9 protein-coding genes are annotated in these 15275 nt (G+C 34.8%); 3 read left to right on the top strand and 6 right to left on the bottom strand.

Annotation, left to right across the window (positions count from 1 at the left end; all coding sequences use genetic code 11):
• Nucleotides 1–237: 237 nt before the first annotated feature.
• Entirely contained in the window at nucleotides 238–4344 is a 4107-nt protein-coding gene (locus HM982_RS14415; RefSeq protein WP_179353953.1) for a LamG-like jellyroll fold domain-containing protein, read from the bottom strand.
• 1036 nt (nucleotides 4345–5380) lie between these two features.
• Nucleotides 5381–6565, bottom strand: coding sequence for a hypothetical protein (locus tag HM982_RS14410; RefSeq protein WP_246296834.1), 1185 nt, complete (start codon nucleotides 6563–6565; stop codon nucleotides 5381–5383).
• A 181-nt stretch (nucleotides 6566–6746) separates the two neighbouring features.
• Here HM982_RS14410 and HM982_RS14405 point away from each other — a divergent pair, with 181 nt between their 5' ends.
• Complete coding sequence (locus HM982_RS14405) at nucleotides 6747–8429, top strand: RluA family pseudouridine synthase (protein ID WP_179353952.1); 1683 nt, start codon at nucleotides 6747–6749, stop codon at nucleotides 8427–8429.
• A 193-nt stretch (nucleotides 8430–8622) separates the two neighbouring features.
• On the opposite strand, the gene fahA is transcribed toward HM982_RS14405, so the two are convergent.
• Complete coding sequence (gene fahA, locus HM982_RS14400) at nucleotides 8623–9918, bottom strand: fumarylacetoacetase (protein ID WP_179353950.1); 1296 nt, start codon at nucleotides 9916–9918, stop codon at nucleotides 8623–8625.
• Between the two features lie 109 nt (nucleotides 9919–10027).
• Between fahA and HM982_RS14395 the strand changes: the two genes are divergently transcribed.
• Entirely contained in the window at nucleotides 10028–11302 is a 1275-nt protein-coding gene (locus tag HM982_RS14395) for a serine hydroxymethyltransferase (RefSeq protein WP_179353948.1), read from the top strand.
• 92 nt (nucleotides 11303–11394) lie between these two features.
• Here HM982_RS14395 and HM982_RS14390 read toward each other — a convergent pair whose 3' ends face one another.
• The 3 genes from HM982_RS14390 to HM982_RS14380 form a co-directional block, all read right to left on the bottom strand.
• On the bottom strand, nucleotides 11395–12024 hold the full coding sequence (locus tag HM982_RS14390; protein WP_179353946.1) for a hypothetical protein: 630 nt from the start codon (nucleotides 12022–12024) through the stop codon (nucleotides 11395–11397).
• Nucleotides 12025–12084: 60 nt separating this feature from the next.
• Nucleotides 12085–13668: a right-handed parallel beta-helix repeat-containing protein gene (locus tag HM982_RS14385; protein WP_179353944.1), complete on the bottom strand. Its 1584-nt coding sequence runs from the start codon at nucleotides 13666–13668 to the stop codon at nucleotides 12085–12087.
• Between the two features lie 86 nt (nucleotides 13669–13754).
• Nucleotides 13755–14519, bottom strand: coding sequence for a peptidase associated/transthyretin-like domain-containing protein (locus HM982_RS14380; RefSeq protein WP_179353942.1), 765 nt, complete (start codon nucleotides 14517–14519; stop codon nucleotides 13755–13757).
• A 297-nt stretch (nucleotides 14520–14816) separates the two neighbouring features.
• Between HM982_RS14380 and HM982_RS14375 the strand changes: the two genes are divergently transcribed.
• Complete coding sequence (locus HM982_RS14375; RefSeq protein WP_179353941.1) at nucleotides 14817–15266, top strand: KTSC domain-containing protein; 450 nt, start codon at nucleotides 14817–14819, stop codon at nucleotides 15264–15266.
• The last annotated feature ends 9 nt before the right edge of the window (nucleotides 15267–15275 follow it).

The raw sequence follows: 15275 nt of genomic DNA, 5'->3' as shown, positions 1-15275 counted from the left end.
AAGCTACTCAGAACTCTCATTGCAAATTTAAAACTATGAGATTCCGCTTCGTTCCTCATTCGTAATAACGACCAATAAAGTTCTTTTGACTATGTTCAAACCTGACATTAAGACTAAACTTCAACACAAGCTAACAATTAAATACTTTTAGAATATAAATGACTTCTTATTTTGAAATAAAAAAGCCGCAATCTCATAATGAGGTTGCGGCTTTTTAGCTTAAATACTATACATTATTTAATTGTACTTTATAATAATTTTTTTATTAAATACACTTGTATCTGTTTCTGCTTTTAAAATATAAGCACCTTCAGAAATATCTTTTACCGGAATGACGATTGTATTGCTCATTGGTAAGTTGGTTGCATTCCACGTAGCAACAGTTTGACCTAATAAATTAACTAGATGCAATTGCTTCACTTGAACCGTAGCTGGTGTTTGAACATATATCTCACTACTTTGGCTCAAAAACCTTACACGAACAAGCTTAAATTCATCGGCAATTGTAGATAGGGTTTCATCGTCTTGAAATGCAATATAGAATCGTTCACTATAATTACCGGCTTCTAAATTCATTTGGAAATTAACGTCATTGAACTGGGTGTAAGTCCCTTCTAAGGCATCGTAAATAAATACATCGATAGTAGTATCAAAATTTTCAAGGGCAGTTAATCCGATTTCAATATTACCTTGTTCACCAAGTACCATATCTAAAGGGTAGGTTTTAGTAATATCAAATTCTCCAACGCCTTGAATAATATAATTATTGTCTTCAATACGGAATGATAAATCACTTGGGAAGTAGTCTGCATTAAGTGCATCATAGCCATAATCTACACCATCTGTTGCTGCATTATCTGAGGTAAATCCTAATAGTAAGTGTCTTGTAGCTCCTTCGGGAGTATTGAAATTTAATCTAATGCGGCTAATTGCATCTGAATTTTCATCACTATTTGATTCTTGATTTTCATTGATATCACCCGACCTAAAAAATATTGACTCAGAGTCTTCAGTCTTAAATTTACGTTGGCTATTTTTAAAGGTAATTGTACCATCAACTGAATCGGCATTCACAAAGAAACCTTGTGCTACAGGGATATAGCGTTCTGGTATTTTAGATGCATCTCCTGAACCATCTATTTGCGAAGGTGTTACTTCATTTCCAGTAGCCGCAGTGCCACCAATATAATTATAATAAGAATACCGACCTTGGTAAGCTGATAAATTATGAGAGTTATTGCTTGGTGCCTGCTCCCAGAATATCACTTTGCCGTCTAATAAAGCATCTTCATTATCAGAAATAAACTGCTGAGCGTCAATGGCAGAAGGGTAGGGATTGCCTACAAGCGTCTCGTTATTAGCACTTATATCTCTAGTAATTATACCATTATTAGGCTGTCCTATAAACGTGTAATTTTGTTCAGAGGTTGCGGCGCCACTCCCTTTCATAGTAAATCCTAGACCTACAGGAATATTGTAGCTTTCATTAATAGAATTCCATTCTTCATAAGTACCATCAAAATTCGCATACGTATATAGCCAACGGCTGCTGATTGTAATTGGACTGGTTGCTACTAGAGGATCATGATCCGTATTCCAGTTTACTAGATTTGTACCGTCATATAATACCGACCCTAAAGCATAAGTTCTATTATCTGAAGTTCCTAAATTACTCACCGGACTTCCCCAATAATTATAATTATAAAGGTTAGTAGTTCCTTGTTGATCACGTTCTAATTTACCAATTCCAGTATAATCAACAATACTTCCTTCGGGTTGTATGAGTTGCGATTCGCCTTCTAAATCTAAGGTGCCATTAATTTTTAAGTATTTGGTAACGTTTAATTCTTGGTCATTGGTAATGGTGTAGGTATTGTTATCTACTACTAAACCAAGAAGGGTTGTCGCTCTGTTCCCAGACGTAATGTTATGTGATAATTTAACTATGTTCCAGTTAACACTATCTGTATTCGGTAACATTTGATCACTGTTATTAAGCCAAGTACTAGCGGTGTCCCATGTGCCATTGGTACTAGTCATATAAGGTAATGGTGCCGTTTCTGGTTGAGTAGTCATCATACTAACTAAACGGCCTTTAGTCGTTCCTTTATTTGGATTTAAATACCCTTCATTAATATCTGTTGTAGTCTGGTTCATTTGGTAATAACCGTCTAAATCTGTCCAATGAAGTCCTGTGATATCTAAACCAAGAACACTACCCGAAACCGAAGTTCCATTAGCTTCAATTTCTTGGTTCATCATTTCTTGAATTTGATCTGTACTTAAAGCCACGTTCCAGATGCGGAGTTCGTCTAGCCAGCCATTAAAATAATGAGTAGGTAAATTATTACTTCTTGCCATGGCACCTAAGCGCATGTTGGCAGAATTTGGTGTAGGTATTGCTACTGAGGAATTAGAAGTTTTACTTTTACCATCTTTATACAATGTATATGTGCCAGAATTGTAGGTTATTGCAATGTGATACCAACGTCCTGTAGTGATTGTAGATGATACAACATTAGTTTCATTATTGGCATTAAATGAAATTTCGCCATCTAATATACGAAGATCATAACCCGTTGAAAGGTTATCGGCGTCACGCTTAGATAGAATAGTTTGAATATTGGTGTTTTCTGCTTCAGATTTAACCCAAACTTCAATACTAAAACTGCCCGTAGTGCCCGTAGTTAAATCGTAATTATCACCAAAATTTATGCTGTTATCTAAACCGTTAAAGTCAATATTATTACCGCAGTCAGGAAAATCTACTGTTATGGTCGATGACCATTGTGCTTCAGGGCAACTTGTTTCGTCGTCTAATGTCCAAGTTATGTTGTAGCTTTCTCCACTTTCTCCAGTGAATGTTGAATTAAAAGCAGAACTATCAGAAAATGAAAAAGCACCTCCCGTAGTGGATGTTGCAGTCCAACTACCATCTAAATCATCATTAGCATCTAATTGAATGGTAGTTTCATCACAACTGCCACTCCCTACATCCGTATAATTTGCAAAAGCACCATCAGTGATAATAACATCTTGAGTTAATGTGGTAGAAGCACCATCTGCACTAGTGTAGGTCCATGTTAAAGTGGTTGTGGTAAGAATTGGTGAAGATTGACTAGGTACGCCATAAATAGGGTCACCAGTACATCCATCAATGCCTTCAGGTGCATCTCTATAATCAAAAGTATAATTACATTGTCTTTCTACCGTGCCAAAGGCTGCTAATTCTGCAGGAGTAAACGTAGGTGCAGGTGCGAGTATCTTTACATTTACAGTGCAGTTGGCCGTCGTACCATTAGAACTTGTAGCGGTTATCTCAATTGGGTATTCATTACTTACATTGGTACAATCAAAACTAGTAGTGCCATTAGTTATTGCAACAGTAGCAGTACCACAATTTATTTCAAATAGGTTCTCAATACCGCCTAAATCGGCTATAGTTAATGTTGTTGTACCAACACTAGAGTCTAAAACAAATTCAATATCGTCAGGACAAATTGCATAAGGAGGTTCTAAGCCGCCATCAGTAATAGTGTCCCAACCAGTACCATTAGTTCCATTATTATCTAAACTAGCTCTCGCATTTATAGCAGCTGTAGAGCAATAATAGCTATTACCACCATGGAAGTTTAAATTAACATAAAAATCGTCATATCTAATAGGAGAAAACGAATCCATTTGACTAGCCCATCCTATTAGTATACCTTCATAATTCTCAGTTGATATTGTAACGGCAGGAGAACTACCATCTACAGGTCCAAACATATTTTCTGCTGTAGTAATGTTAGTTATATCCCAATGCCCAATATCTGAATCAAAGCTTGTAGCACTTGCAAACATACTTTTTAAACTCATGCCTTTTAGGATAAAATCATAATCTTCATAAAAATATAAATTAGGAATACTCAAATCAGGAGCTTCTGAGGTGTTATATTGGTTTAGTACTAAATTAGTACATCCGGCAAAAGCCTTTTCCATAGAGGTCCATTGGTTAGTACCCCATTGGTTGATTTCAAGTATTTTTCTTCGGTCACGACTATTGTTAAAATAAATTCTATCGTAACTTCCAGTGATAGTAACCGTATAAATGCCATTTGTGGTATAGATATGTTCAGCATAACCGCCTAGTGCAACAGTATGTGTAGACGTAGTACCATCACCCCAATCTACGATGTATGGCCCACCAGTCATCGGTATTCTTATGGTACCTGTCGGTGACTCGGTACCGCCATTATAATTAGTAGTATCCCAAGTGGTAATAAACGCATCTTGCGCTGATAAGCTAACAGTAAAGGTTAATGCAATTAAAAATTGTATTAACAGAAGGCCACTTTTTTTCATGTTCATCATAGTTTATTGCAATACACAATATTCATTTGGTCCTAAGAGGTTTAGCGCTATATTCAATGGTTGTAATTAAAGTGTTATTTTCATAACTGTAGAGGGATGCCAAATATAGAACGATTAAACGACTTTTCAAAATAAATTCTCGACAAAACGACATAAATCTCCGATAAAGTGTTGTTTTACGGTTGCAAATAGCTACATTTAAGAAGATTGTATGGCGCTTTTATATTTATCAAATTGCTGTTAAATAAGTCTACTTAAAGGTATTGAAATTAGGTTAAATTATCAGCGGATTAAACCAATAACTACCCATCTTTAAATCATTATTAAACAAAGGTTTAACAGCGATTTAGTACTATTTATTTTTAGTCAAAATAAAAACCACGGTTTTCAAATCTTAGACTTGAACGAGGTTTCATTTTTTTCAAAAAACAATAGTGGTCTTACAATACATAAAAGCACAAAAATTTAAAAACAATTTAAATCAACACAAAAGGTCTCATGATTGCTAATAATTCTAAAGGGATGCACAAATATAAATTGAAATCAATAGAGTTGATTATAAATCCGTTAACTGGTAAAAATTCTCTATTAAAAGCTGTTGTTGTCAATCTTTATACAGGAGAAAGTGGAATGTCATTTTTATAGCGATTTTCTTTAAATATTACTCATTCTATAAAAAAGATGCGTTTGTTTTTTACAGACGTTAGTCGATGCAAAACGGTCTGTTAAATAAATAAGACTTTAAAATAGACTTTTTTAGAAACAAACAAGGATTGTTTTTCTACTAGACATAGGTTTCGACTGGGCTCTACCAGGCATTTATATAACACTTTAAAAGATAAATAAGGTAATTTACCAACTTGCCTTTTCTTGCTTAATTATCCTGCAAGTTTTTTTTAATTTTGTAGGTACAGCTTATCAACCAAAAAAACCTGCAAGACTTTGACTTCAACTACGCTCAGTCATCATATAATCTTGCAGGTCAATTTTATTTAAAACCAAAATATTAACGATAGCAGTCAGGCAGCTAAGGTTTTGTTATTTGATAAGCGCCTATCAAGTCTTTTAACTTAAGTTTTAAATCTTCTCCGGAGTCAAACACCATTTGTTCATTGCTTGGAAACGGGACTTGTCTTTGCTTTATAAGCGGTAAATCATCTTTATGTAAAGCTCGCTTGTCGCCTTTAAAGCTTGCAAATACGTTTTCAAACACATAACCGCTATCAATAGGAAAGCTATCCATAATTTGTTGTTTATATAAATCGGTATAAACAACATTAGCTACAACTTGTGCCGATTTGGTTTGTATAACTTCTAAAAGACGTGCTTTAACATTTATAATTTTATCAACCTTTATATCATTACCTAAACTATCTTTTCTTACGTTTCCGGCACGGTCTAATTGGTATTCCCAGCCATCAATAACTTCTTTTTCTCTTACAATTTCTCGTTCGCTAATACGTTCAGGAGAAATATTAATTTGCTTTAATTGCAATTGCATGGCGTAATCATAAGTAAGTGTTGTATCAATATCAGCGTGGTAGGTGGTCCAAAATTGATTTAATCCATAAGTATTAAAATCAACCAATTCAGCTTCTAACTCTTGTGGAATAATTTGCGCCGTTTGGTTTTCTACAGAAATATGCACATAATCCATACCTTTTAAATGGGCTTCGGTAATTAAGCTTCTGTTTTCTTCAAAATTCGGATTAATACGTTCTATATAACTAAAAATCTCATGCGCCTTTCTAGCATTTGCTTTGTTATTAGAGTCTAAAAGGGCTATACCTTCATTAATTAAATAGTCTGATGTTTTATATCTATAGTCTACCATTTCGGTACTATAGTCCTTAAATTCTAATTCTAAGGTTTTACCGTCAATTTCTAATGGCATTACACGCTTAATGGCGGTTTGTCGCGCTTCTAAATCAGCATAAATTTCATAAATGGTTTCATATTGTTCAGGGTTACCATCTTTTTTGAGGTGCTTGATGGTTTTTAAATCTTCTGCTAAAACTTTGTTGTAGGCTTCTTCTAATAAGACAATATAATCTTGCTTACGCTTTTTGTCTTTATTGTTTTCTAGTTTTTTTAAAGCTTCAGCAATAGCTTCATCGTAATTACCATGACTAATAGCAGTTTCCATTTGTTTTTTGGCACTACAAGATATGAGTACCGTGATAAGAACTGAGAGGAGTAGAATTTTTTTCATAATCTTGTGTTTAGTGGGTTATATTTTTTAGTGTTTCCAATTTTGATGCCAAAGTGTTTAGAGTTCAAATTTATGAATTTTTATGGATTGACATTTCAGATTCAATCAATCAAAAGTTTCATAAGAATTAAAACGGCGCTTTTCTATATTTTTGTTTCTTTGCAAATCAATAAAAAGGCGCATGTTTAATCCAGAAAATGGCTGTTTTCACCCTATAGAATTACACTCCGAAAACCGGCCGAAACAATTTACTTTTCCGTTTTATTATACACCACATCCGCTTTGTGTTAAAGCTGCCAATGCGGTAAAAACCTATTTAAGCAGTCAGACCGATTTTGAACATAATTTTGGACTCGACTCATCTAAAACAGGTTTGAAAATTGGAAAAATGTTTGGCGTAATGCTTGTTGAAACGCCTGAAAATCAATTGGGATTTATCGTGGCGTTTTCAGGGAAATTAGCCGAACGTAATTATTTAAGAGGGTTTGTACCACCTATTTATGACACCTTAAATAAAGACGGATTTTATAAAAAAAATGAAGCTTATTTAAATCAGTTAACTGCTGAAATTGATAGCTTAGAACAACAGCCAGAATTAGAGAAAGCCAGGCTAATGCTTAAACAAGCTAAGGCAAATCATATTGAAACCCTTGAAGCTTTTAAAACACATGCTAAAGCTGAAAAATTAAACAGGAAAAAGCGTAGGGCAGTGGCTGCTAAAGAATTATCACACCCCGAACAGGAAACCCTTTTTGAACTTTTGAAACAAGAAAGTATCCAATCTAATATAGATTTAAAATACTTAAAATTAGATCTTGAAACCGAAGTTGCAACAGCAGAACAACATTTAGAGGCATTGGTAAACCCTATAGAAAATTTAAAATTAGAACGAAAACAACGCTCTGCTGATTTACAAGCACGAATTCACGCTCAGTATCAATTTCTCAATGCCAAAGGTGAAACCAAAGATTTAATAGCTATTTTTAAATCCACAGATTTGGGTAAGCCTCCTGTAGCTGCGGGCGAATGTGCTGCGCCTAAATTATTTCAGTATGCTTATGAAAATCAATTAAAACCTATAGCGATGGCCGAGTTTTATTGGGGCATCTCACCAACAGCTGAAGTTAGAAAACACGGGCAATTTTATCCGTCTTGTCGTGGACGTTGCGAACCTATTTTGGGTCATATGATGCAGGGTTTAGATGTGGAACCTAATCCTATTGAAACCGCAGGTGTTTTTAATGGGGAATTAGAAATTATATATGAGGATGATTTTTTATTACTCGTAAACAAGCCGCCAGAATTTTTATCGGTTCCCGGAAAGACCATTAAAGACTCCGTTTTAACCCGTATGCAGACTTATTTACCTAATGCCACAGGCCCTTTATTATTACACCGTTTAGATATGTCTACCTCGGGTTTGTTGTTGGTTGCAAAAAATGAACGCACGCATAAAATGCTTCAAAAGCAATTTATAAATCGTACCATCAAAAAACGCTATGTGGCTTTGCTAGATGGTGTTTTAGAATCTAAAGCAGGTATCATTAATTTACCACTTCGGGTCGATTTAAATAACCGCCCAAGGCAGTTAGTCTGTGATAAACATGGTAAATCAGCGACTACAAATTATAAAGTGATTGCAGTTAAAGATTATAAAACCAGAATTCATTTTTATCCTATTTCTGGTCGTACACACCAGCTACGTGTTCACGCGGCCCATCATAAGGGCTTAAATCTGCCTATTGTTGGCGATGATTTATATGGTACACCTTCTAATCGATTACATTTGCATGCCGAAACTCTAGAGTTTGAACATCCTGTGAAACGTGAGTGGGTTCGGTTTAGTTGTGAGGCTGGGTTTTAGTCGCGGTGTTTAGTGGGTTAGTACATTAAGTTAATTGTTCAGAACAATTTCTCCGTGAATCTTTGTGCCTTATTAGTGGAGCTTTGTGTAATAATTTTCATAATCGCCATTCGCAGTGAGAGCAAAAAAAAGAAGATTAAAGCACTTAGCCCTAATCTTCTTTTCAATATATTATTTAGGTGGATACCTCAACCTATTTCTTCTTTTTCTTAGAATCAAAAACAGGTAATAATTTTGTTTTTACCTGTCCAAAACCAATACGAACATCATCATTTTCACAATAACCTCTCATAATAACCGTATCGTGGTCGTTAATGAATTTTCGTTCTGTGCCGTCTTTCATTTGCAAAGGTTTAGTTCCTTTCCAAGTCAATTCTAACATTGACCCATAAGCATCTGGTGTTGGTCCAGAAATTGTTCCACTTCCCATCATATCACCAGAATTCACAGGACAACCATTAACGGTGTGGTGGGCTAATTGCTGAGCCATATTCCAGTACATATATTTAAAGTTAGTCTTACTAACAATGGTTTCTTTAACGCCTTTTGGCTGAATGCCAACCTCTAGATTAATATCAAAACTCTTTTTGCCTTTGGTCTGAAGGTATTTAAGTGGTTTTGGACTCTGCTTTGGACTTTCAATTCTAAACGGTTCTAAAGCATCTAACGTTACAATCCAAGGTGACATAGACGAGGCAAAACTTTTTCCTAAGAACGGCCCAAGTGGTACGTATTCCCATTTTTGAATATCGCGTGCCGACCAATCATTAAATAAGACCAATCCGAAAATATATTCTTCAGTTTCTTCAATCGGAATAGGTTCGCCCAAATCATTAGCATCTGTAGTAATGAAGGCCATCTCCAATTCAAAATCTACTAATTTAGAAGGACCAAATACTGGTTGATCTGAATCTGCAGGTAATGTTTGTCCTTGTGGACGAAAAATAGGAATTTCCGAAGGAATAATAGAAGAACTTCGACCATGGTAGCCTACTGGCATATGTACCCAATTAGGCATTAAGGCATTGTCGGGGTCTCTAAACATCGTTCCTACATTAGTAGCGTGTTCTTTGCTGGCATAAAAATCGGTATAATCACCAACTTGTATTGGCAATTGCATTTCAATTTCATCTAAACGAAATAAAATGGTTTCCTTATGTGGAACGTTATTCTTTAAAGTCTCATTATCAGCATCAAAAATCTCGGCAATTCTATTTCTCACCAAACGCCATGTTTTTCTACCGTCTGCAATAAAATCATTTAAGGTGTCTTGTAAAAAAATATCATCTGTTAATGGGATGCCTTTAAAATAGCCTAATTGATGTAAAGCACCTAGGTCAATAGCAGTATCTCCAATTCTAGTTCCAATAGTTATGATATCATCTCGAGTTAAGAAAACACCAAAAGGAATGTTCTGAATAGGGAAATCTGAATTTTTACCGACATGTAACCAAGAAGTACGATCGGGATTGTTAGCGGATAATGGCATATATTATTGTTGATTAAATGTTCATTAAATTAATTCAAACCTACATAATTTTTGATATTTAAACTAATGTATTCACTATTTTTGTATCGATTTAACAAACACTTTTTATATGCAACGCGACGAACAAATATTTGAACTTATTAAAGCCGAAAAAGAACGCCAAACTGATGGTATAGAATTGATTGCCTCAGAAAATTTTGTGAGCAACCAAGTCTTGGAAGCTTCTGGTTCTGTGTTAACTAATAAATATGCGGAGGGTTATCCTGGTAAACGTTATTACGGTGGCTGTGAAGTAGTAGATGAAGTTGAAACTATTGCCATTGAACGTGCTAAAACTTTATTTGGTGCTGCTTATGCTAACGTACAACCCCACTCAGGGAGTCAGGCAAACACCGCTGTTTTTCATGCTTGTTTAAAACCTGGGGATACTATCTTAGGATTCGATTTATCTCATGGTGGACACTTAACGCATGGTTCTCCTGTTAATTTTTCTGGAAAATTATACCGCCCTACATTTTATGGTGTAAAGAAAGATACCGGACGTATTGATTACGATATGTTAGCAGATCAAGCGCAAAAAGAACAACCTAAACTGATTATTGCTGGTGCTTCTGCGTATTCTAGAGATATCGATTTTGCAAAATTTAGAGAGGTTGCAGATAGTGTAGGCGCTGTTTTATTAGCCGATATTTCACATCCTGCAGGTTTAATTGCTAAAGGAATATTAAATGACCCAATGCCGCATTGCCACGTGGTAACCACAACCACACACAAAACATTGCGTGGACCAAGAGGTGGTATGATTATGATGGGCGAAAATATTGATAATCCATTTGGAATCACTTTAAAGAGTGGTAAGCTTCGCAAAATGTCGGGCTTATTAGACTCTGGTGTATTTCCAGGAAACCAAGGTGGACCATTAGAACATATTATTGCTGCTAAAGCGATTGCGTTTGGTGAAGCATTAACCGATGACTTTATGCACTATATGTTACAAGTAAAACATAATGCCGATGCTATGGCAAAAGCTTTTGTTGCTAAAGATTACCATTTAATTTCTGGCGGAACGGATAACCATATGATGCTTATTGACCTTAGAAATAAAGATATTACGGGTAAAGATGCTGAAAATGCTTTAGTAAAAGCAGATATTACTGTGAATAAGAATATGGTGCCTTTTGATACAGAATCACCTTTTGTAACCTCTGGGATTAGAATAGGAACAGCTGCTATTACTACAAGAGGTTTAAAAGAAACAGATATGCCATACATTGTAGATTTAGTGGATGAAGTATTAACAAATCACGATAATGAAACCGTATTAGAAGGGGTTGCCGAAAAAGTAAACACGCTCATGGGCGGACGTCCTTTATTTAATGCTTAACATATAATTGACCTCAAAACCATTTAGGTCTTTATATATGATACAAAAAGCCTTTCAATTTATATTGAAAGGCTTTTTACTTTACATAAGTGTTATAGCTTAGCAAATAAATCTGTTAAGCTTTCAAAATCTCGCCGTTTGTAAGTTGTGTCGTCTCTATCATTAAGGTAATTAATCAAATCCTTTTTAGGTCCCGATGACCAAAAATTCCAAGTATCTATTAAGGTGTTGTGTTTTATAATAAAGATTCGGCCTACTAAATCCGTATCTGTGAGTTTGCTCGAGCTGTCGTAAACACGTGTTTCATCAGCATTGTCATAAACTAATCTATAAAGCCTATCATCGTCATTGATATTCACAAACTTTGTGACATCAGTAAGTATAGTATCACTATTAAATATACTAACGTCTTTAATTGTTGCGTTGGCTATAGCTTCATACTGATCATCACTTTTAAAAAGGGTAATTAATCTATTTTGAAATTGCTGATTAACGCTGATTTCCCCTGTTAAAACAGTACGATCTTTTAAAGTGATTTTACCTTCATAAACAGGGACCTTAGTATTTAGCTCAGTAATGCAGTCACAGCTACAACTGCTGTTAGCACTATTCAATAGTTGTAAACTTGCATTAATGAGCTCAAAATTTTGGGCTTTTGAACTTAAGGTGCTAATGACTAAAAGCAAAAAGAATAAGCAGGTGTGTAATTTTTTCGAAATCATGATGTTTAGAGATGTAAGCGTTGCTCATTTAATCCATCAACAATTATTCCAAAGACCGCGTTAATCTTCAAATTCAATACTCTGGTAAGCACCAGCATCTGTCGAAGCGGTTCTACTTACTCCTAAAAGATCCTCAGGTACTTGAGACGCAAACGTAGACAGACCAATACCTGCTGCACCAGAATTGTCGCCTATACGCATTTTGTTTTCAAAAGCATCTTCAAATTGTGGATTAAGATTAAATACGTTGTTTGCGTAATGTGTAGGGTCATCAAAATTATAATTACCGCTGCCTTCAAGACTAGAATCATCAAATCTTAATAAACAATTCGTAAATTTATAATTAAAAATATCGCCTTCACTTTCTAAAATAAACTCCGGATTATCATTACCATAGATAATACAGTTATTAAAATTAGCTTCAGTTAGGGCGTTAGTATAAACAACGTTGTTTTCATCAACCACATAATCATTAAGGAGTAGGGCAGGGTATTCTCTAAAACTACTGTTCCAATAATTAGCAATGGTACAATGGGTAAAATTGTATGTTCCACCGTAGGTACCTGCAAAAGCGGCTTGTCCGGAATTATTAATCACTAAATTCTCTGCAGTTATAGACGATCCAGTGGCTCTAATCCCAAAACTACTGGTATTGTAAATTTGCGAATTGCGTATGCTTAATTTAGCATTGGTTGCATCTTGGTTGCCTTCCGCAATAATTCCTATTGTCGCATTTTTTATAGTGGTATAATTAATACTGTTATTTTCACTGTCATTAAATAACCAGATGGTGCCCCATTGCCCCGGAATATCCGCATACAACGGCTCAAGTCGGTCACCTTCTAAAATCACTTCATTTTCCAAAAGTTCTTGGTCGTTACTTAATTCCCCATTAATTTGTAATGAGCCATTACTCGTTATTATAATACCAGAATCGGCATGAAAATGTACGCGTGCTCCAGCTTCCATCGTTAAGGTTTTTCCTGCGCCAACACCAGCATAACCATAAATAACATATGGTTTTTCATTGGTAAACGTCAATTCGTCATCACCAAGAAAACGGCCTTGTAATGTGGTTTCGTCTGGTGTACCATCGCCATCAACATCAAAGGTTAGGGTTTCTATTATATCGGTATCGTCATCTTTTTCAGGATAAATAAAAACAGCATCTTTAACTAAAGTCACCACATCAACATCTTGCTGTTCACTACCAGAATCAAATAAAATACGATCGGTATATAAGAATTGATTTTCTAAAGCGCCTAAGTCTGGTGAAGCGATATCAATAGTTGTTTCAATAAATATATATAAACTATCATTAGCTAATAATTCTACATCTTCAAAAAATTTACCAACTTGCCCTTCACCTTCTAATCCGGTAGAACCGTCTACATTCATTCTGTAAAGTGAGCTTTCTCCGTTTTCTAATTGTATGGTTGGGATAACGATATCGTCATCACTACGGTTATAAACTTTTAAGTTGTAAGTGCTAGAGCCAATGGTTGAAAAAACAGTATCTAAATAAATGGTGTCTTTGACAAATTCTAACTGACCTTGGCTAGGTGAAAATTCAAAATCTTCTCGGCAAGAACTCCAAAACATCAAGATTCCGAAACACAGTAAAAATGATAGCAATCGCTTCATAAAACGTAAATATAATTAAGGCTTTAAAAATATAACTTTTGAAGTTAGGATTTAGTATAGTTACGCTATAAATTATAAGATGCTAATTATTCCTTGTTAACATTAGCCTCACCATATTCCTCTAAAATAATCAAAAACAGCTGACTATTTAAGACCAATTCTTCAAGCAATTGCATTTTATTTTCTTCTTTAAGGAGTGTTAAAGGCATTTGTTTTGCTGCACAGAAGTCTAAAAACAGGTTTTTATGAGCTTCAGGAATATTTAAATCATCGGTTAACAGCCGACTATTAAAAAATGTACTGTTTTCAATAAGGTGGGTGAAGTTCTCGTAGGTAATGGTGCTTTCTTCAATAGTTTTTGGTTTTTTAGACTTAATTAGGTCAATAAGTTTTTTGGCGAGATACACAAAATCAACACCTTGATTACTGCCTAAAGGCGCATATTTTTCAGGATTATTTTTAATATCTGTCTGTATTAAATTTTGAAGATCAACGTTATAAGTTTCTTCATTAAAAACAAGTTCCTCGGGTTCTGCCATAACCTCAACTTCATCGAGTTCGTTAAGGATTTCCTTAAGTTCAAAAACTGCAGTACCTTCAAAATGAAACGCACTTAACACAACCTGTTGATTATGATAAAACAGTGAACCAAACGCAATGGTATCATTTACTTTGGCTTCTAAACTAAAATTGCCGTTGTCATTAGTTGCCGTTAATATATTTTGAGTTTTATTAAGGACTTTAATGTTTTTTAAAGTGCCTTTTGCATCATAGACCTTTCCATTTAAAGTTTGACTAAAATTGAGAAAAGGAAAGCACAGCAGAACGATTATTAATGTAAAAAAACGCATGGTTGGATTGATTGATGTGATAAAGGAACGTGTTTCAACTCAAAATAGACCGTACGTTAAAAAAACTTTAACCTAAATAAATGTTAATTAAGGGGTTGAGTTGAAGCTAAATCATCTGTGTGTTGAAGTTGTTAATTAATTAAAAACCTCACTAAACCTACTGTTAAACCTATCTTTATAAATGTTTTGTGCTTATAAATCTGATGCGATATAAAAAGGAATATAAGTGCTTAAAAAATAAATAGCATACATCTTATATTTTAACGTAATTTCGCGCCTCAAAATAAAGCACTAAATATGAAGCGCATCAACCAGTACAAAAAGTTATTTTCTGTAGAAGATTCCATAGATTTAAAAACTTTAAAAAAATCATACAGAAACCTAGTAAAAGAATGGCATCCCGATAAATTTCAGGATGGTGACGCCGGACAAGAAGAAGCGGAGTTAAAAAGTGTCGAAATCATTGATGGGTATCATTTTTTAGTGAGTATTGCACCAGAAACTAAGGCGGCAAACCTCGAAGAATACACGGCAACTATTACCGATTCTAGTATTGTTGACTTCCAACACAAAGGGCAGCTTTTAGAAATTACTTTTTTAGATGGCGCAACTTATGAGTATTTTGGTGTGCCTAAAGGTGTTTTTATTAAATTTATAAATTCAGATAAACAAATGCGTTTCGCTAGACGAAGCATTTTTAATTCGTATTTATATAGAAAGTCTAAAAAAGAACTTCAAGACGCCTAATCTTTTATT

The organism is Winogradskyella vidalii, from assembly GCF_013403955.1.
Lineage (GTDB): Bacteria > Bacteroidota > Bacteroidia > Flavobacteriales > Flavobacteriaceae > Winogradskyella > Winogradskyella vidalii.
Note: the sequence above shows the minus strand (reverse complement) of the source record. Positions and strands in the feature narration are given on the sequence as shown.

Excerpts from the sequence above, each read along its gene's own strand:
- HM982_RS14415 (WP_179353953.1), bottom strand. The coding sequence starts at position 4,344 with ATGAAAAAAAGTGGCCTTCTGTTAATACAATTTTTAATTGCATTAACC.
- HM982_RS14410 (WP_246296834.1), bottom strand. The coding sequence starts at position 6,565 with ATGAAAAAAATTCTACTCCTCTCAGTTCTTATCACGGTACTCATATCT.
- HM982_RS14405 (WP_179353952.1), top strand. The coding sequence starts at position 6,747 with ATGTTTAATCCAGAAAATGGCTGTTTTCACCCTATAGAATTACACTCC.
- fahA (WP_179353950.1), bottom strand. The coding sequence starts at position 9,918 with ATGCCATTATCCGCTAACAATCCCGATCGTACTTCTTGGTTACATGTC.
- HM982_RS14395 (WP_179353948.1), top strand. The coding sequence starts at position 10,028 with ATGCAACGCGACGAACAAATATTTGAACTTATTAAAGCCGAAAAAGAA.
- HM982_RS14390 (WP_179353946.1), bottom strand. The coding sequence starts at position 12,024 with ATGATTTCGAAAAAATTACACACCTGCTTATTCTTTTTGCTTTTAGTC.
- HM982_RS14385 (WP_179353944.1), bottom strand. The coding sequence starts at position 13,668 with ATGAAGCGATTGCTATCATTTTTACTGTGTTTCGGAATCTTGATGTTT.
- HM982_RS14380 (WP_179353942.1), bottom strand. The coding sequence starts at position 14,519 with ATGCGTTTTTTTACATTAATAATCGTTCTGCTGTGCTTTCCTTTTCTC.
- HM982_RS14375 (WP_179353941.1), top strand. The coding sequence starts at position 14,817 with ATGAAGCGCATCAACCAGTACAAAAAGTTATTTTCTGTAGAAGATTCC.